Source organism: Variovorax sp. YR266 (assembly GCF_900107295.1).
Lineage (GTDB): Bacteria > Pseudomonadota > Gammaproteobacteria > Burkholderiales > Burkholderiaceae_C > Variovorax.
The window spans coordinates 33,469-49,993 of the sequence record NZ_FNPM01000014.1; the positions used below are offsets into that span (position 1 = coordinate 33,469).

General features: G+C 63.3%; 15 protein-coding genes. 8 read left to right on the forward strand and 7 right to left on the reverse strand.

Features of this window, described 5'->3' with window-relative positions; translation table 11 throughout:
• The first annotated feature begins 110 nt into the window (after positions 1–110).
• Positions 111–902: an SDR family oxidoreductase gene (locus BLW48_RS28400; protein ID WP_256330963.1), complete on the forward strand. Its 792-nt coding sequence runs from the start codon at positions 111–113 to the stop codon at positions 900–902.
• A gap of 345 nt (positions 903–1,247) precedes the next feature.
• Positions 1,248–2,147 (forward strand): LysR family transcriptional regulator, encoded by a 900-nt coding sequence (locus tag BLW48_RS28405; RefSeq protein WP_093178796.1) that lies wholly within the window; start codon positions 1,248–1,250, stop codon positions 2,145–2,147.
• A gap of 248 nt (positions 2,148–2,395) precedes the next feature.
• Here BLW48_RS28405 and BLW48_RS35125 read toward each other — a convergent pair whose 3' ends face one another.
• The 7 genes from BLW48_RS35125 to BLW48_RS28450 all read right to left on the reverse strand — a co-directional run bounded on the left by BLW48_RS35125 (position 2,396) and on the right by BLW48_RS28450 (position 9,896).
• Positions 2,396–3,283, reverse strand: coding sequence for a hypothetical protein (locus tag BLW48_RS35125; protein WP_143047800.1), 888 nt, complete (start codon positions 3,281–3,283; stop codon positions 2,396–2,398).
• An 86-nt stretch (positions 3,284–3,369) separates the two neighbouring features.
• Entirely contained in the window at positions 3,370–4,122 is a 753-nt protein-coding gene (locus BLW48_RS28420) for a hypothetical protein (RefSeq protein WP_093178800.1), read from the reverse strand.
• Between the two features lie 836 nt (positions 4,123–4,958).
• A complete protein-coding gene (locus BLW48_RS28430) occupies positions 4,959–5,822 on the reverse strand; it encodes a hypothetical protein (protein ID WP_143047801.1) in 864 nt (287 codons plus the stop codon).
• 10 nt (positions 5,823–5,832) lie between these two features.
• Positions 5,833–6,318 (reverse strand): peptidylprolyl isomerase, encoded by a 486-nt coding sequence (locus BLW48_RS28435; protein WP_177142437.1) that lies wholly within the window; start codon positions 6,316–6,318, stop codon positions 5,833–5,835.
• Between the two features lie 135 nt (positions 6,319–6,453).
• The gene (locus BLW48_RS28440) at positions 6,454–7,557 is read right to left on the reverse strand and encodes a glycerophosphodiester phosphodiesterase family protein (RefSeq protein WP_093178806.1); all 1,104 of its coding nucleotides are present in this window, start codon (positions 7,555–7,557) and stop codon (positions 6,454–6,456) included.
• Between the two features lie 114 nt (positions 7,558–7,671).
• Positions 7,672–8,592 carry a DUF6528 family protein gene (locus BLW48_RS28445; RefSeq protein ID WP_143047802.1) on the reverse strand — a complete coding sequence of 307 codons (921 nt, stop codon included), beginning with the start codon at positions 8,590–8,592 and terminating at the stop codon, positions 7,672–7,674.
• A 131-nt stretch (positions 8,593–8,723) separates the two neighbouring features.
• A complete protein-coding gene (locus BLW48_RS28450; protein WP_093178809.1) occupies positions 8,724–9,896 on the reverse strand; it encodes an ROK family transcriptional regulator in 1,173 nt (390 codons plus the stop codon).
• A gap of 177 nt (positions 9,897–10,073) precedes the next feature.
• On the opposite strand from BLW48_RS28450, the gene BLW48_RS28455 reads away from it, so the two are divergent.
• Genes BLW48_RS28455 through BLW48_RS28480 form a run of 6 tightly spaced genes read left to right on the forward strand, consistent with a single transcriptional unit; the run spans position 10,074 to position 16,493 of the window.
• Positions 10,074–12,779 (forward strand): TonB-dependent receptor, encoded by a 2,706-nt coding sequence (locus tag BLW48_RS28455; RefSeq protein WP_093178811.1) that lies wholly within the window; start codon positions 10,074–10,076, stop codon positions 12,777–12,779.
• Positions 12,780–12,831: 52 nt separating this feature from the next.
• Positions 12,832–13,638: a MotA/TolQ/ExbB proton channel family protein gene (locus tag BLW48_RS28460; protein ID WP_093178812.1), complete on the forward strand. Its 807-nt coding sequence runs from the start codon at positions 12,832–12,834 to the stop codon at positions 13,636–13,638.
• A 26-nt stretch (positions 13,639–13,664) separates the two neighbouring features.
• The gene (locus tag BLW48_RS28465; RefSeq protein ID WP_093178814.1) at positions 13,665–14,093 is read left to right on the forward strand and encodes an ExbD/TolR family protein; all 429 of its coding nucleotides are present in this window, start codon (positions 13,665–13,667) and stop codon (positions 14,091–14,093) included.
• A gap of 3 nt (positions 14,094–14,096) precedes the next feature.
• A complete protein-coding gene (locus BLW48_RS28470) occupies positions 14,097–14,531 on the forward strand; it encodes an ExbD/TolR family protein (protein WP_093178815.1) in 435 nt (144 codons plus the stop codon).
• On the forward strand, positions 14,528–15,220 hold the full coding sequence (locus BLW48_RS35915) for a hypothetical protein (RefSeq protein ID WP_256330964.1): 693 nt from the start codon (positions 14,528–14,530) through the stop codon (positions 15,218–15,220). Before BLW48_RS28470 ends, BLW48_RS35915 begins: the two co-directional genes overlap by 4 nt.
• 28 nt (positions 15,221–15,248) lie before the next feature.
• The gene (locus BLW48_RS28480; protein WP_093178960.1) at positions 15,249–16,493 is read left to right on the forward strand and encodes an extracellular solute-binding protein; all 1,245 of its coding nucleotides are present in this window, start codon (positions 15,249–15,251) and stop codon (positions 16,491–16,493) included.
• Positions 16,494–16,525 lie beyond the last annotated feature (32 nt).

Below are 16,525 nucleotides of genomic sequence, written 5' to 3' on the forward strand. Positions count from 1 at the left end.
TTACTCAAAGCGGACTGTGTCCGTACGATTGCTCGCTGTCATTCACTTTGCGTGAACGCTTTACCGGGCGAGCGGCGGGTGACCAGGCTGAATCTTCAGAGGAACAGAATGTGATTGCTTCCCTTGCCACCACACTTCTTGTCGTGGGCGCTACCGGAAACATCGGTCGGTTGGTCGTTGCCGAGGCGCTTCGAGAGGGATATCGCGTACGTGCTTTGGTGCGCGATAGCGCCAAGGCACGCCAGATGCTCCCGCCGCAAGCGGAATTGTTCATGGGTGATGTCACACGACCGAATGCTCTGCATGGCGTACTCGACGGCGTCGATGCCATCGTGTTTACGCTGGGCTCTGGCGGCGATGGCAGTAGTGCCAAGGACATCGACTATGGCGGCGTCCGCAACGTATTGGCGGCGTTGGGCGATCGCAAGCCACGTATTGCACTCATGACGGCCATTGGTGTGACCAAACGCGTCGACGCGCGCCTAGGTCCTCTCGAAGGCCATGACTGGAAGCGGCGCTCGGAGCGACTGGTACGTGCCAGCGGATGTCCGTACACGATTGTGCGTCCCGGCTGGTTCGACTACAACGCGGCCGACCAGCACCGCTTGGTGCTGCTGCAGGGTGATACCCGCTGGGCCAGCGATCCCAGCGACGGTGTGGTTGCGCGGCAGCAGATCGCCGAAGTGTTGGTACGTAGTCTTTCGTCTGCCGCTGCCGGCCAGAAGACCTTCGAGCTTGTCGCGGAGCGGGGGGAGGCGACCCATGACTTCGACGCGCTGTTTGCTCCTCTGGAGTCCGATCGGACCGGCTCGCTGGATGCCGTGCGCGACAAAAACAATATGCCTCTGGCAGAGGAGCCCGCTTGGGTTCGTGAGGATCTGGCCACCCGACTTGGTGGTTAGAACTTGGTGGTTGGTTAATAAGGCAACGCGACATGCGAGCCTCGACTAGGCTGCTTCGTGCGGATTCTGGTGTGTTGATTTCCACTCGGAAGTACCTCAGCCTGCCATGGAGCCTCGACGCATTTGCGCGGGCCACGCACATGTGCATCGGGCAAGGGCTTGAAGCTACGCGGGCAGCGTTCGATGAAAAGCGGGGTCAAAGGGATAAAGGGATACGGAAATCAACAACCCACAGGGTCAAGCGAGCATCTTGGAGGAGCGCTGGCTGGCGACGTATCGGCGCCGATTCGTCGGCGTTGCCGTCATGGCGCTGACAGCACTCGGCCGGTGGCGAAAAGAACTCCAATGCTTGATTTGAACGAAGTCGCGATGTTTGTGCAGGTGGCGCGCAGCGGCAGTTTCGTCGCGGCGGCGCGGCAACTGAGGATGCCGTCGGCTACGGTGAGCCGGCGCGTCCAGCAGCTCGAGGCGCGGTTGGGCACGCGGCTGATGCATCGCTCGACCCGCAAGCTCACGTTGACCAGTGCCGGCGAATCCTTTCACGAGCGCTGCTGTCCGGCGGTCGAGGAACTCATCGAAGCGAGCCAACTGTATGTGGCAGGCAGTGCTGGGCCGAGCGGCACTGTGCGAGTGGCCGCGCCGACTAGCTTCTTTGATTTCTTGCAGATGAAATGGGTCGAGACGTTCCTGACCGAGCATCCTCTGGTGCGGCTCGACTTCGTGTTCAGCGATGATCCGCCGGTCAATCTCGTTGCGGACCGCATCGACGTCGCATTTTGGGGCGAGCCCTCGCAGGACTGCTGCTATGTCGCCCGAAGAATCCTCGCGAACTATGGTGCTCTTGATTTGACCGCCAGCCCCGCCTATCTGGCGACGCATGGCACACCCACCACGCTGGAAGACTTGAGCAAGCACGAGTGCGTGGTGCGGCCCGACGCCAGCGGCTACGCCACTTGGCGTCTGCAGCACCTGGGCGGTGCAGAGAAAGAAGTGCGTGTGAGAGGGCGCTTCAATAGCAACGCGCAGGGAGCGCTGCGCAGGGCAGCGTGCGCCGGCTTCGGTATTGCCGCACTGCCGTCCTTCCTGACGGCGTCCGATATTGCCGCTGGCCGGCTGGTGCAGGTGCTCCCGCAGTACAAGCAGGCCGGCTGCGGCATGAGCGTCGTCTATCCCAGTCGTCAGCAGCCTTCGCCAGCGGTGACGGCGTTTGTCGACATGGTTGTGGAGAAGTTGAGCGTGCAATGAGCTCATTCTCTCTCCATGAGGCGATTTGCATCATTGAAAGATGAGCGGATGTACTTCCGCTTTTTCAAACCAATAGAAATATCTGATGATCGGCTTGAATTTGAAGGCGCACACCTTGTGTCGCCCAAAATCGCCGACGACCACACTATTATCCAAGCCCACTTAGGTGGGTGGGGGACATGACGCGTTTCGGCTCTCACACCGCAATCGCTATTCCTGTCCCCTTGGGGTACAGGGTACCGTCGCGCTCATGGTGCAACCTCGCGCTCGGGCGGGGCCGGCGGCAAACGCATTGACAACTGATGGACCATTTTTCTGACCTGTGTCGCCTCGTCATCGGTGAACGCCTCCAAGAGGCTTTCCAGTTCCGAGGCCTTTTGCCCGGTTCTCAATCCTGCGACCATGGCCCATGCAGCACCTAACTTTGCGCCATCCGCGAGGTTCTCGATGTTGCGTGAGTAGACCGCAGACAGTTGTGTCAACTGATGAGCATCGCCAGTCTGGAGAGCCAGTTCCTGAAGTTTTTCCACTGAGGCTTGCAAGCGCTCGACGCCTTGAGCGCGAAGCGCCGGGTCGATTGCTGCTGCGTCGTCGAGTGCTTCTGAGCTGTGATCGGCTTCATCTTGAGCGAGAAACCGTTGTGCGGCGGGAGCTCCGGCATTGGCTGCATCGGATAGCAACTGCTTCAATTCGCGCGCATTCTTGGGAGGAATACCCTGGCAAATTTCACTGTCGATCCATGTCGAGTCCCCATCAGAACACCGCATGGCAATCGAAACTTTGGCGTACAGATCGTCGGCCGACGAGGCTCTGAAATACTGCGGATCGGGCTCGGTGTGAGCCAAGGCGACGGTCGCGGGACTCGTCGTCGATGCAGATGCAGTAACAGATTCTTGCCCGATTGAAACGGGCCGATAGGCCACCGAAGGCCGTGCAACTGACGCTTGCGTGCTGTTGCCGTTTGATGTGGCGACACCACCGCTGTCGACTCTCGTTGTGAGAGCAATAACACCTGCCGAGACCAGCAGCAACGCGGTGAGCGCCAAGGTCGCCTTGAATGGCAAAGCCCGCTTCTTGTTCAGAAAGATTTTTGATCTTCGATTCGCGGTGTTGTCGAGTGTGTAGATCTTTGTCATTTTTGGTGACGACAGGCCGAAGCTAATTGCTTCGACTCTGTCTGCGATGCCCCATTTGTCTTGTGGTGGTCCGGGATGGACTCCTGTCAGGGATGCTGCACAGGGCGCGCTGTTGGGACTCTGTTCAATGGCTCCCCTTCCAGGGCGCCCATCTTCACGAGCGTCTGGGCGATGTCCCATGCCATCTGCCTTGCATATGTCTGGGAATTGTCCATGTCGCGCTTCGCTGAAATCAGCGTCTGCTGATCCAATTGGCACCGTTGGTCGTGCAAGTGCGAACAGTTGTGCGCGTTGTAGTTGTTTTGGGCGGCGATCAGTGTGGCGTTCGCGTCCTTGATGTCCTGGAGCGCAGACGTAAGGTTCGTCTTCTGAGACTCGAAGGCACTCACGTCCCCGTTGAGCGCGCTTTTTCTGCTCGACGGGAGTCCATTTGCGCGGCTGTCGGCGTCGTTGTGTGTGCCGATGATCTTGCTCGCGATCGGTGCTGTGATCCATCGGCAGGTGGTTGACGCCCCGATAACACTGCCGGCTCTAACCACTGCCAACGCAATGTTGGTCTTGCTGATGGGGGTGGTCGCTGGACTCCAGGACACCAAGGCGCCCGAGGTTGCCGAACCGCAAAGCGTGCTGACAATATTTCCCCAATCGGCCGCACTCACGCGACCCGGGTTATTGACGAAATGGCCGATCAACGTGTTGAGCGCTCCCCATGAACCCCATGCCCCCGCAGCAGCGGCGCCATACACCACGTTCTGCCATTGTTGCTGAGTCATCGCCTGCGATACCAAGGGCAGAGCCGCGATTGTCGATACCACAATTGCTTTTTTTAAGGACTTCATTTTGATTTCTATGGAGAATTAAGAAATAAGTAACTGCAACGCCAAAATAACAGAGAGGCGTAGAAATGACGCTCGCGAATGCTACGGTGCTTGGTCGGGTGGCTCCATTTACAGCTCGATTATTTTTTGATAACTGTATGGAGATCAAACGAGCAACTGTATTGGTAATGTGATTTGATTTGCGATGGGACCAAGGCACTCAAGGCGGCGCAAGAGCGCGCCCAGCACTTTTCAGCTGTTTTGATGTTTTGGAGCGCGATGGCCCTTGTACTTTTCTTGGGGGTAGTGCGCGTGTGATGTCGTTCGATGCCGCTAGGTGGCCCGGTCGGGACTCAAAGGGTGCGGAGACAAGAATGCGCGTGTCAGAGGGATGTCAACGGCAACGCGCAAGAGGTGCTGCGCGAGGCCGTTTGCGCTGGCGTCGGCGCCGCTCAATCCGCACGACCTCTGTCATCGTCTCTGCTTGCCCCCGTGCCGAAGGCAAATGAGGCTGATACGGTCGAGAGCGGATTTGTCGATTTCGCGGCAGCTGCCAGGTCGCCAAGCCGTTGATTTCAACAGTACCAAGGTTTTCTTGTTTCTGGCGCTTTGTTATCCGCTTGATTGGTACGCCAAGGCAGCCATGAGCCCTCATGAGGTTCGGTTCGCGCAGTATTTGCAGAGCGGCTGCTGATTTCCACCTCGAAGCGCCCCCAGTTTTCCATGAGGCCCTGATTCGCGCGCGGTGCACAACCTGCCTGATCAACAACGGCCAAAAGACACTTCGGCGAGTCAGAACTCGATGAAAAATGAGGATGGATCGAGCGCCGAAATCCGCGATCCGCAACCTGACGGCGCTATCGCGCGCAACAGCGTTCGAAGAGTGGCTTCGCCACCGCCAGCACGCTTTGCCTGGTGGTCTCGTCCATGTCGTCGAGAACTTCGACACCGCCAACCAACTGCTCGTCGGACGGAAATTCGCCACCGGGTGTTTGGTATGACACCAGTCGCCATGCCGCCGCCTGCACCGGGTCGGACAAGCGCGGCAACGGCGAGGACAGCAACTGGTCAAGCGTGGTCATGGATTCCCGGTGCCCCTTGAGCGCCAGCGCTTCCAGTTCCGAGATGATGGCCTTGGCTTCGTTCTCGTCGACGGGAGCGAATTCCGGCGCTTCATCTGGCGCGCGATCCCGGAGTGCGCCATTTACCAGGGCCTGCCCGCGTCTGCGCAGCAGGAGCTCCTGTGCATCCAGGCTGCCATTCGACGCAGCAGTTCGCAAGAGCTGATCGACCTGGCGATATTCGCTGGGGCCGACCTTCTGGCATTCGGCGCTCCTCGCATGGGCCTCTTGCATCAAATGCGCCGCCAGTGCGCCGCTCAGGTCAATGTCGTAGACCTCGTCGGGGGAAGTTGCATCTGGCGCAGTTTCTTTCGTCTGTTGCTCGCAATTGGCGTACAGCACGGCAGCTTCGTAGCTTCGTTGGACATCGGCGGTTGCCGGACTCGATGGCGGTTGAATCGGCATGGTCGTTGCAGCCGCCAATGATCGTCGACTCACTTCGTCTACATAGCGTTTAGCCGCTGAATCGACGGGCACGCTTTGCTCACTGACGCCCGGCTGCTGCGGCGTGTCCTGGCAAGCGATGAGCACGGCGATAGCTGCCGACACACCGGCCATAGCGAGGACCGCTGCCTTCAATTTCGTTGCACGACGGCGCATGATGCTCGATTTAATCCGCCGGAGAACGAGGCAGAGCCTCGCCTCGCATGTGAAGCTCGACCAGCACTCGGGCCGTTTCGAGCGTGGCGGCGTGTTTCTCTTCCAGCTTGATGAGGTGGTATCCGTGCGGCCCCCGGGTCGGCTTGGAAACCTCGCCAACAGCCAGCGTGCGAACTGCGACGACGAATTCATCGGCGAGATAGAGGCCGAAGATTGACGACAGTGCGCCGCCCAGAGGCGCGGTCGCGGCGTCGTCGGAAGTGGTGCGCGCCAGATTCGCGAAGTCCGCTCCCGCGTCGAGCTTGCGCTTGAGCATCCGGGCCAGCGTGAGTGCCTGGGATTCGGACCGCGGTGTCTTGGGTCTTGTCTTCGAGCCCATGGTTTGCGCGGCGATGAAGATGTGGCTCAGGCGGTACTCGTCGTATGCCCAAGGTTGTGCCTCGAACTGGCTCCTGATTTCGGATTCGGCGATGGCTGCGCTGTCTGTGCGTTCCATCGCGGGCTCCGCGGCGCAGGTCCTCGAATGAAGGCCGAAGCTTGCCGCGGCCAGTACCAGCGCGGCGAACAGACACTGCCTGAGTTCAATACTTGCCATAAGGCAGTCTCCGAAGGGGCGTGGACCCAGGGCCGTTCAATGGATGTGCGAGACCCGCTTGCCGTGATCCCCCAGAAAGCGGTTCACGCCCACAGGGTCGTCGGTGGTGATGAGTCCAAAGCCCTGATAGAGGAGGTAGCCCTGGTCCCCGCGGTGATCGGCTGTGTCCTTCCCGCCCGAGTACGAGAAGAAGAGATCCGAAAGCCGGTAGCAGCATTGCCCCGTGTTCTGGTAGAACTGTCCGGACACAGGACCGTCTGGGATTGCATGGAATACGCCCACGCGTTTACCGGCCCTCCTGGCTGTATCCATCTGCCCCTGGAGCAGGCCACCATCCTGCTTCACGTTGATCTCCAGGGTGTTGACGTATCCCTGCCAGGCGGCCCTGCTGCTCGATACATCGATCTTGGACAGCATGTTCGTGGTGAACACGGGGATCGCCGTGATGTACTTGGCATTGCCAATGAATGCCGACGGCGTAGGGAACAGTGTTGCGTTCACCTTGACGGCAACCACGTCGTCAGGGCGGCCGAACTTTTGCAGTGCGATCGTGTGGACCGCTCTGACGGCATCGGCCGTCTTGGTGTCGAAGACCATCGGGACGGTCATGCCCTGGCTCTTCCAGTAATCGAAGAGTTGGTCGAGGCGCGGCGGGTGATAGCCGGTGGCGACGCTTCGATCGGGCGTCAGCAACTCGAGTTGCTGGACCGTGTTCCAGGCAACGGTGCTCACCGCGGGGTTTCGTCCCTGATTGGTCATGGGGTTGTACTTGGATCCCCCCATGACGGCATACACGTTCGTTGTTCTGCCGAGATTGAAGTCGTGCATCAGGATGGGCACCCCATCCTTCGTCACTTTGACGTCCAATTCGACGCCATCCATGCACTTGAGATCGGCTTGAGACAGCGATCCTCTGGAGTTCTCAGGCAGGGAGGGGATGCCGGCGTACTTTCCCCAGAGCCCGCGGTGGGCGAGCACCAGCGTGTCGGTGGTGTAGCTGGTGCCGAGAATTTCCCGCATCTTGGTCGTCGTATTGCCGCAAGACGCAAAGGCGAATTGAGGTGCAGCACAGATGGCTGCCAGCAGCGCGGGCCCGATGGTTTTCGCCGGGTTCAGTTTTCGAAGGCTGAGGTGTTGCATGGTGGAGGGAGGGATTGAAGGTGTTGGAGTAGGGCCCTGGCCCATCCTAATAATTCACTGTGACTGAATTATTAAATCGAGCGGGGCAGAGAACTTTCTGCGAGGCCGGTGCCGTCAAGGCGCTTGGTGGTCGGGGAGCCAGCGCACCTTGTAGAGCCGGATGTCCGGCACGGCGATGGCACCTTCGGGCGCGAGCAGCCGGATGTGATGGGACCACCAGCGCTCCTCGGGCTGCTGGAAGGCGATGCGGCCCGTGCGGGCTTCGACGCTGACGGCCTTGATGTTGCGCAGGCCGGCCAGCGGCGCATAGGCCTCGTAGACGCCGGTATCGGGGTCGAACTGCCAGACGCCGTCGTCGGTGCTCAGGACCAGCTCGTGGCCACCCGGAAGCCGGGCGAGGTCGTGTCCGTCCGCCTTGCCTGGCAGCGGCCAGGACGCCACCAATGCCAGCCGCGGCGCCGGAGAGTCCCAGTCCGTCAGCTTGTACGCTCTGACGGCCTCGTGGCCCAGCGCATACAGCAGGGATCGGCGCTCATCCCACACGACGCCATGGCCCGAGTACAGCTCGGTGGCATGGAGCATGCGGCCCGGCAAGCTCGCGTCATAGATCTCGATGCGGTTGCCCTGCGGTGCCAGGGATGCGGCTACAGCGATGCGATGGCCCGGCAGCATCTCGGCGGAATGCGCCATGGCCACCTGCGCCCAGAACGTGGCATGGCCGGTCCGCAGGTCGACCAGCGCAACGCCGCCCGTCGAGGCCGTGACCAGGACCGCGCTGGCGCCCAGGACAGGCTTGCATTCATCGATCTTGTCGAACAGCCCCGACTTGTAGGCCTCAGGCATGTTGCCGTCGGTTCGAGGCGACCACGACCATGTCACTGTCGAACGATCACCGTCGACTTCGTACTTGCGAACCGCATCGCTGCCGCAGGCCAGAAGCGCAGCACCGTGCGAGCTTGCGCCGAACAGCAGCGCCGAAGCGAGAAACAGCGTGGCGCGAACTTTGCCTGCAAGGCGGACCGGCAATGGAGACATGACAGTGATCCTTCGAATGAGTGCGAGAGCGGTGAGGCACGTCGCCCAGACACCGAACCGCCGCCAGTCTATTTAATCACTGTGACTGAATTATTAAGGGAGAAAGATGCTCATGCACTCCAATCGCACCATCACAGGAAGAAGTGCTCCTTGAACGGCAGCGCGGCCGCACCGATGGCCGTGGCATCGCTGGGCGCTTCGGCTGGCACGAGGCGCGGCTCGGGCCGCTTGCGCCCGCGCCGGGGCTTGTTGTCGATGGTCGAGCCGGCGATCAGGCGTTCGGCCAGCGCCCGCGGCAGCCGCCCGCCGTAGACGATGGCGTCGGGGTCGAGCAACGCGACGGTGGCCGAGACGATCAGCGACATCGCAGGACGCGCACGCTCCAGCCATCGATCGCAGGCCGGCCAATGAGGGTTGAACTGCGCGAGCATCGCGCCGATGTCCGCGAAGGCCAGGCCGTCCGAGGCCAGCATTTCGCGCAGCAACTCCAGTGTGGGTGCCTCGATTCCCGGTATCGACAGCATGCCGGCGACTTCGCCTGCGTTGCCGTGGGCGCCGCGCACGCACCGGCCATTGACAATCAGGCCGCCTCCCAGGCCCAGGCTGAAGTACAGGTAGACGAAGCTGCGCGCCCAGCGCCCCACACCCAGCATGCTCTCTCCGACGGCGGCCACGGTGCCGTCGTTGTCCAGCCACACGGGGTGTCCCAGCTCCCGCGCGAGCAACTCGTCTAGGTCGACCAGCGCGAGATCGTCCAGCGGGGAGGGGGAGTTCACCCGGCGGCCTTCGCCCACGAAGAAGCCGGTGATGCCCACACCCAGGCCGAACAGCCGATCGGGCGAAACCTTGTGCGTGTGCAGCAGCGTCTGCGTGTGCTGGCGCAGCACCGCGACCAGCTTGCTGCGATCGAGGTTCGGCGTCTGCACGTGCCTCTGTCCGAGCACATTGCCCGCGAAGTCGACGATGGCCGAGCTGACGCTGTCCGTGGTGATCGAAAAGCCGATCGTGCAGGCATGGCCGGGCACCAGCTCGACCGCCTGGCTCGGCTTGCCCCGGCCTTCGCGCGGCAAGGTCTCGCCCAGGTGAAGCAAACCGCGGTCGCGCAACTCGTCGACCAGCCGCATCACCGACTGCGCCGCCAGGCCGGTGGCACGGGTGAGGTCCGCCCGGGACATCCGTCCTTGGCGACGGACCAGATCGAGCAGTTCCCGCTCGTTGGGGCTGGCGACCACGGGGTCGGCAGGCGTACGCCAGAAGGTCCGGGGCGGCGTGGCCGTGCCCGGGCGGTGCAAGTCATCTTCCATGCATCAAGTTTATATACATGAAAGGTGACATAAATAAGAAAAGTCCGTCGTCTCTTTGATTTCCTAGGGATACTGCGATGAATTTAATAATTCAGTCACAGTGAATAAATACAGTCGAAGTCGTTGTCAGGGGGATGCACGCCCTTGCCACGAACCACTCATTCATCTGGAGCCGTCATGCAAGCATTGTTCAGCCGGGTCGTACTGCTGAGCGTCCCTTTCGTCCTGGGCGTCCTGCCACTGTCCGTGACCCGGGCGTGGGCGCAGGCGCAGCCTGGCCCTTCGCCAGCGTCGTCCGCCGAGCCCTCCGCGCCGGCCACGGAACTGGCGCCCGTGGTCATCACGGGCCGCGCCCTGTCGGCGAAGAAGGCGATCGCAGAGAAGCGCGCCGAGCGTGTCGTGTCGGACGGCGTGTCCTCCGACGAGATCGGTTCGATCCCCGATTTTGGTCTGGGCGAGGCGCTGCAGCGCGTGCCCGGTGTGTCGATGATCGTCAACAACGGCCGCGGCGAGGCGCAGTTCATGACCCTGCGCGGCTTTAACCCCGACTACAACAGCGTCACGATCGACGGCATCGCACTGCCCGCGACGGAAACCACGCGCCGCGTCGTTTCGCTGGACGTCATTCCCGCGTCGCTGGCCAGCCAGGTGTCGGTCTACAAGACCTTCACGCCGGAGATGGAAGGCAACGCCATCGGCGGCCTGACGAACCTGCGCACGCGCAGCGCATTCGACAATCCCGGGCAGCACTTTTCGCTGCGCACCGATCTGTCGGACTGGACCAATCACCGGCGCCTCGACAGATCATCGCCTTCCGGACAACTCGAAGGCACGATGAGTACCACCTTCGGCGAGCACAACGAATTCGGTGCGCTGCTGTCGGGCAGCTATTTCCGGCGGGTCTCGTCGTCGCTGAACACCGCGATCGACAGCTACAGCTTCTACCCCAAGGGCGGCGCGCAGACCAACGCCGCCAAGCTCAACCCTGCCACCGCCGACGTCAGCAACGCCATTGCATTCCCCGACCGCCTGCGCTGGCTGACCTACGACAACATCCGCGAGCGCAAGAGCCTGTTCGGCAAGCTCGAATACGACAACCACAGCAACTTCCGCGCGCACCTGACGGGTGGCTGGTTCCAGCACCTGAACGACGAAGACCGTCGCGCGCAGTGGCTGCAGAACACCGCCACCGCCTCCTCGCCCGTGACGGTCAACGGCCTGACCGGTAGCGCCGCAAGCGGCCAGTCGCAGACCGACTACGCCAAGTTCGACCAAAACCGCCAACTGCGCTATGTCGAGGCCGGGGCCGAGTACCAGCCCTGGGACCGCGGCCTGATCGACGTGACGTACAACGAGGCGAGCGGCAGCTACCGGCAGGACTCCAAGCTGCACACCTTCGCGACCGGCAACAGCACGGCGCTGGGCTACGACTACACGCTGGTGCCCGGCTCCGTGCCGGTCTTCACGCCCAGGAACGGCAGCGCCCTCTACGACACGAGCCGCTACAACCTGACGGAAAACACCTCGCAGGTCGAGCAGTCGACCACGCACCAGCACACGCTCAAGGTCAACCTCAGCCACAACCTGGAGGACGGCGCGCAGGGCTGGGGCTTCAAGACCGGCTTCCAGCTGCGGGACCTGACGAAGAACTACAACTTCGACGAGCAGCGTTTCAACCCCGCCACCGGCCGGCCGATCACGCTGGCGCAGGTCGGCGCCAGCAGCGCGATGGTGGTTCCCTACAACAGCAACGGGCGCTCGCTGCTGCTGGTGGATCCGGCGCTTGCCCAGGCCTACTTCAATGCCAATCCGGGCCGCTACACGCTGTCCCCTGATCAGGTGGCGCGCAGCACGTCGCAGGACTTCGATGTTTCCGAGCGCATCAGCGCCGCCTACGGCATGGCGGCCTACCAGCTGGAGAACTTCACCGCGACCGCAGGGGCCCGCGTCGAGCATGCCGCCACGCGCATCGACACCTGGATGCCCACGCCGCTGAACCAGTCCACCACCTACGGCCAGACGTCGCAATCGTCCAGTCGCACCGACGTGCTGCCTTCGGTGAACCTGAGCTGGGACATCCATCCCGACCTGCGCCTGCGCACCGGCCTGGGCCGTTCGCTGGCGCGCCCGATCTACTCCGACCTGGGGCAGAACTCCAGCTCCGTCGCCGGCAACATCATCACCACGACCCAGGCCAACCCGGACCTGCAGCCGCGCAAGTCCCGCAACCTCGACGTTTCGCTCGAGTGGCACCCCTCGCTCGATTCGATGGTGTCGGTGGCGCTGTTCGACAAGAACATTTCCAACGAGATCGCACGCCTGACCTCGACCAACAACCTGATGATCGGCGGTGCGAGCTACACGCAGAACCTGACGCAGGCCTCCAACGTCGGGACGGCCAAGGTCAATGGCCTGGAGCTCGGCGCGACCGATGTGCACTTCGACTTCCTGCCGGCGCCTTTCAACGCCTTCGGCGGGGCCGCGAACTTCACGCTGATGGACCAGAAGCCCGCAAGCGTGCGCATGAGCAACGGCACCAGCCGCGCCATGCCCCAGATGCAGGACTCGCCCACGCGCATGGCCAACCTGGCCCTGTTGTGGGGCAGCGGCGCCTGGAGCGGGCAGGTCGCCTACAACTACACCGGCAAGACCCTGACTTCGCTGTCGACCACGAACTCTGCACTGGACATCTACTACGCCGCGATCAAGACGGTCGACATGCAGGTGCGTTACCAGTACAGCAAGGCGCTGTCCTTCGCTCTGCAGGCGAAGAACCTCACCGGTGCGAAGCTGCGCCGGGTGACGGGTCCGGGGCAATCCCTGCTCAACCAGGAGATCGACAACGGCAAGTCGTACTGGTTCGGCATGACCTATGCACTCTGACGGCGCAGCTCATGGCCCGCACCCCGCCCACTCAATCCATTCGCTCCAACTCATGATGAAACAACACCGACTTTCCGAGCGCACGCGGCACGCGCTGTATCGCTTCGCCACCCTCGCTGCATGCGGCATGTGCCTTGGCTCGCAAGCCTTCGCTGCAACCGCAACCACCACCGGCGGCAGCAACCCCTACGGCTTCGATGCGTTGTGGAGCCAGGGCGACCTGGTGGCCCGGACCGTGCTCGTGATCCTTGCGATCATGAGCATGGGCACCTGGTACCTCATCGTGACCAAGCTGCTCGAGCAGGGCAAGATGAAGCGCCAGGCGGCCAACGCAGGGCGTGAATTCTGGAGCGCCCACAGCACCGAAGAGGGCGTCGAAAAGCTGGCCGACGGCAGCCCCTTTCGCTTCATTGCAGATGCAGGCCTGAATGCCACCCGCAAGCATGTGGGGCTGCAGGCCAAGGTCGACTTCTACGATTGGGTGGAGCTCTCCATCCACCGCGCCACCGAGCGCGTGCAGCGGCGCCTGGGCAACGGCATGTCGTTCCTCGCGACGGTGGGGTCCACCTCGCCCTTCATCGGGCTGTTCGGCACGGTCTGGGGCATCTACCATGCGCTCACCGCCATCGGTGTGGCCGGGCAGGCCAGCATCGACAAGGTCGCCGGCCCGGTGGGCGAGGCACTGATCATGACCGCCATCGGCCTGGCCGTCGCGGTGCCCGCGGTCCTGGGCTACAACTGGCTGCTGCGCCGCAATGTCGGCGTGATGGACGAGGTGCGCGACTTCGGCGGCGAACTGCATACGGCGCTGCTTCTGTACACGACGCAGCTCGTATCGCCCCCGAGGCAGGCCGCATGACGAGTCTTTGAGACCGGAGCAACGCGATGGCCATGAACATCCCCGCTGCCGATGGCGACGAAGACCAGGTCGTCTCGGCGATCAACACCACGCCGCTGGTGGACGTGATGCTGGTGCTGTTGATCATCTTCCTGATCACCATTCCCGTGGCCAACCACGCGGTCCCGGTGGATCTGCCCAAGGAGCGCAACGAAGTGCGCGTGAGCAAGGCGGAGGACGTCGTGATTTCGGTGGACGCCCGCGGCGACATCTACTGGCTCGACAGCCGCCTGCCCGACGACGCGGCGCTGGCCGGGCGGCTGCGCGCGGTGGCCGCGATGAACCCGCAGCCCGAAGTGCAGATCCGCGGCGACGGCGCGAGCGACTACGAGCCTGTGGGCCGGGTCATCAACGCCTGTCGCAGCGCCGGCATTGCCAAGGTGGGCTTCATCACCGAACCTCCGCCCAACGACTGAACCATGCGCAAGATCAGGAAACCCCCACGCCAATCCGCTGCGGCAGACGCGCCGGTCGCGGACATCAACACCACGCCGTTGATCGACGTGATGCTGGTGCTGTTGATCATGCTGATCATCACCATCCCGGTCCAGCTGCACGCGGTCAATCTGAACATGCCCACGGCCAGCGCACCGCCCAGTGAACCCAGGCCCGAAGTGCTGCACGTCGACGTGAGCGCCGCCGGCGTGGTGGCGTGGAACGGCGAGCCGCTGGCCGACCGGGCCGAGCTCGTGCGCCGCATGGAACAGCTCGTCGCACAGCCCGATCAGCCGCCGGTGTACCTGCGGCCAGACCGCAAGGCGAAATACGAGGTGGTCGCTGCCGTGCTGGCCGCGGCGCAGCGCGCCGGCCTGACCCGGATCGGCATCGTCGGCTCACAGGCGCTGGCTCCATGAGCGCGACCCTGCCTGTTGCGAGCCTCGGCCGCGTGAAGGACTTCAAGCCTGCGAACCGCTTCGGCCCGGCAGGCCTGACAGTGATGGTGGGGCTGCACCTGCTGATCGGCTATGCGCTGGTCACCGGGCTGGCGCGCAAGGCGGTGGAGGCTGTCGCCAGGAAGCCGCTGGAAGCCGTCATCGTCCAGGAGGTGAAGCCGCCGAAGGTCGAGAAGATCGTCGAGGCCCGCAAGACGGCAACGCCGCAGCCGGCCCGTGCGCCGCGGCCCGAGGTCGTGCGAACGCCCGCGCCTGTTCCCGTGCCGCCGCCGGCGCCTCCCGTCGTTGCGATGCAGAGTCCTGAACCTGCCCCTGCACCGGCACCATCGCCGCCGGCCCCACCAGTGCCGTCCCCTGCGCCATCCCCCGCGCCGGCCCGGTCACCATCGTCGAGCGTGGGCGTGGTGTGCCCGGGTTACCAGGCCGCGCTGCAAAGCGGCCTGGCCGGTGTCTTCGAGCGGGTCGGCTTGGCCGCCACGGTCAAGGTGCAGTTCCGCGTGCACGGCGGCGCCGTGCTCGACGTGAGCCTGCTGTCGGGCCCGCGCGAATACCAGCGTGCAGTGCAGGCTGCGGTGCGCCGCTTCACCTGCAAGTCCGAAGGGGCAGAGGAGGCACTCGTGGTCTTCGACGTCAATTTCCGTGCCGAATAGCCGGCAACCCGGGTCTGTATCCATGTCCATGTTTTCGATGCTCCGCACCGCCGTGTTGCTCGCCCTGCAGGCCTTCGCGCTGCTCGGTGCCCACGCGCAGGCCCCGCTGAAGTACGCCGACTTCGATGCGGCCGCGCTGACGCGCGACAACTTCTACAAGGTGCTCGAACCCGTGGCCCGGCGCGAAGGCAAGCTCATGCTCTACAACTTCGCGGGCAATTTCGATCCGGTGTGGAAGCTCGGCTTGATCCCGCGTTTCGAGGCGCGCTACGGCATCAAGGTCGAGTACCGCAACGTACGCCAGGCGCAGGCCAACCAGCAGCTGATGGCCGTCCACAAGGCCGGTGCGCCTTCGCCGGTGGATGTGTACTTTGCCGGGAGCACCGACAGCTTCGAGGTGCTGCGTTCCGCCGGCGTGATCGCACAGCTGGACCTGGCCAATGTCATGCCCAATCTCTCGGCGGTTCCTGCCGAGTACAAGCACGCGATCTTCGGCGTGGACACCGGCGGCGCATGGCCGCTGGTGCATCTGAACCAGACCGCGCTGGGCTACGACAGCGCGCTGCTGCCCACCGCCGAGGTGCCCGCGAAATTCGAGTCGCTGCTGGCGTGGGCGCAGAAGAATCCCGGGAAGTTCGCCATCACCTCGCCCGCCAAGGGCGGCTCCGGCAGCGGGTTCCTGTATGCGGCCGCGCTGCACTTCGCCAGCGATCCGGCATGCCGCAAGACCCTCGCGAGCGCGCGCATGACCGAGGACGAGGCCGTGCAATGGGCCGCGACCGCAAGCTGCCTCGACCCGCTGTGGGCGTACCTCACGCAACTGCTCAAGGTGGCGGAGCTGACCAACGGCAACGCCGACACGCTGAACCTGCTCAACAACCGGCAGGCCTGGATCGGCACCACGTGGGAAGACCTGTCCCTGGCGTTCGTCCGCGACAGGCAACTGCCGTCCAGCTTCAGGCTCACGCTGCTCGAGAGCGGCATGGCCGCCAGCGGCGACGGCCTGATCGTGCCGGCCAATGCCAGGAATCCGGCTGCGGCGCTGCTGTTCATCGACATGGCGTTCGACCGCGAGTTCCAGGTCTGGAAGCTGGAGCACCACGCCTCGCGTTCGCCGCGCAACGACGTCGACCCTGCGGCCGTTGCGAGCGCCGCAACGGCACCCTATCTGGTGCCCGCCGCGCAGATGCGCACGCGCTCCGTGCCGGCCAACTGGCTGGTGACGCGCGGGCTGATCCGCGCATTCGAAGACAAGGTGCTCGCGAAGCGCTGAGCACGCCATCTCCTGTTCCATCCTCCATTTCC

What these genes read in the sequence shown, in the direction of transcription:
- BLW48_RS28405 (WP_093178796.1), top strand. Translation starts at nt 1,248, where the DNA reads ATGCTTGATTTGAACGAAGTCGCGATGTTTGTGCAGGTGGCGCGCAGC.
- BLW48_RS35125 (WP_143047800.1), bottom strand. Translation starts at nt 3,283, where the DNA reads ATGACAAAGATCTACACACTCGACAACACCGCGAATCGAAGATCAAAA.
- BLW48_RS28420 (WP_093178800.1), bottom strand. Translation starts at nt 4,122, where the DNA reads ATGAAGTCCTTAAAAAAAGCAATTGTGGTATCGACAATCGCGGCTCTG.
- BLW48_RS28430 (WP_143047801.1), bottom strand. Translation starts at nt 5,822, where the DNA reads ATGCGCCGTCGTGCAACGAAATTGAAGGCAGCGGTCCTCGCTATGGCC.
- BLW48_RS28435 (WP_177142437.1), bottom strand. Translation starts at nt 6,318, where the DNA reads ATGGAACGCACAGACAGCGCAGCCATCGCCGAATCCGAAATCAGGAGC.
- BLW48_RS28440 (WP_093178806.1), bottom strand. Translation starts at nt 7,557, where the DNA reads ATGCAACACCTCAGCCTTCGAAAACTGAACCCGGCGAAAACCATCGGG.
- BLW48_RS28445 (WP_143047802.1), bottom strand. Translation starts at nt 8,592, where the DNA reads ATGTCTCCATTGCCGGTCCGCCTTGCAGGCAAAGTTCGCGCCACGCTG.
- BLW48_RS28450 (WP_093178809.1), bottom strand. Translation starts at nt 9,896, where the DNA reads ATGGAAGATGACTTGCACCGCCCGGGCACGGCCACGCCGCCCCGGACC.
- BLW48_RS28455 (WP_093178811.1), top strand. Translation starts at nt 10,074, where the DNA reads ATGCAAGCATTGTTCAGCCGGGTCGTACTGCTGAGCGTCCCTTTCGTC.
- BLW48_RS28460 (WP_093178812.1), top strand. Translation starts at nt 12,832, where the DNA reads ATGATGAAACAACACCGACTTTCCGAGCGCACGCGGCACGCGCTGTAT.
- BLW48_RS28465 (WP_093178814.1), top strand. Translation starts at nt 13,665, where the DNA reads ATGGCCATGAACATCCCCGCTGCCGATGGCGACGAAGACCAGGTCGTC.
- BLW48_RS28470 (WP_093178815.1), top strand. Translation starts at nt 14,097, where the DNA reads ATGCGCAAGATCAGGAAACCCCCACGCCAATCCGCTGCGGCAGACGCG.
- BLW48_RS35915 (WP_256330964.1), top strand. Translation starts at nt 14,528, where the DNA reads ATGAGCGCGACCCTGCCTGTTGCGAGCCTCGGCCGCGTGAAGGACTTC.
- BLW48_RS28480 (WP_093178960.1), top strand. Translation starts at nt 15,249, where the DNA reads ATGTTTTCGATGCTCCGCACCGCCGTGTTGCTCGCCCTGCAGGCCTTC.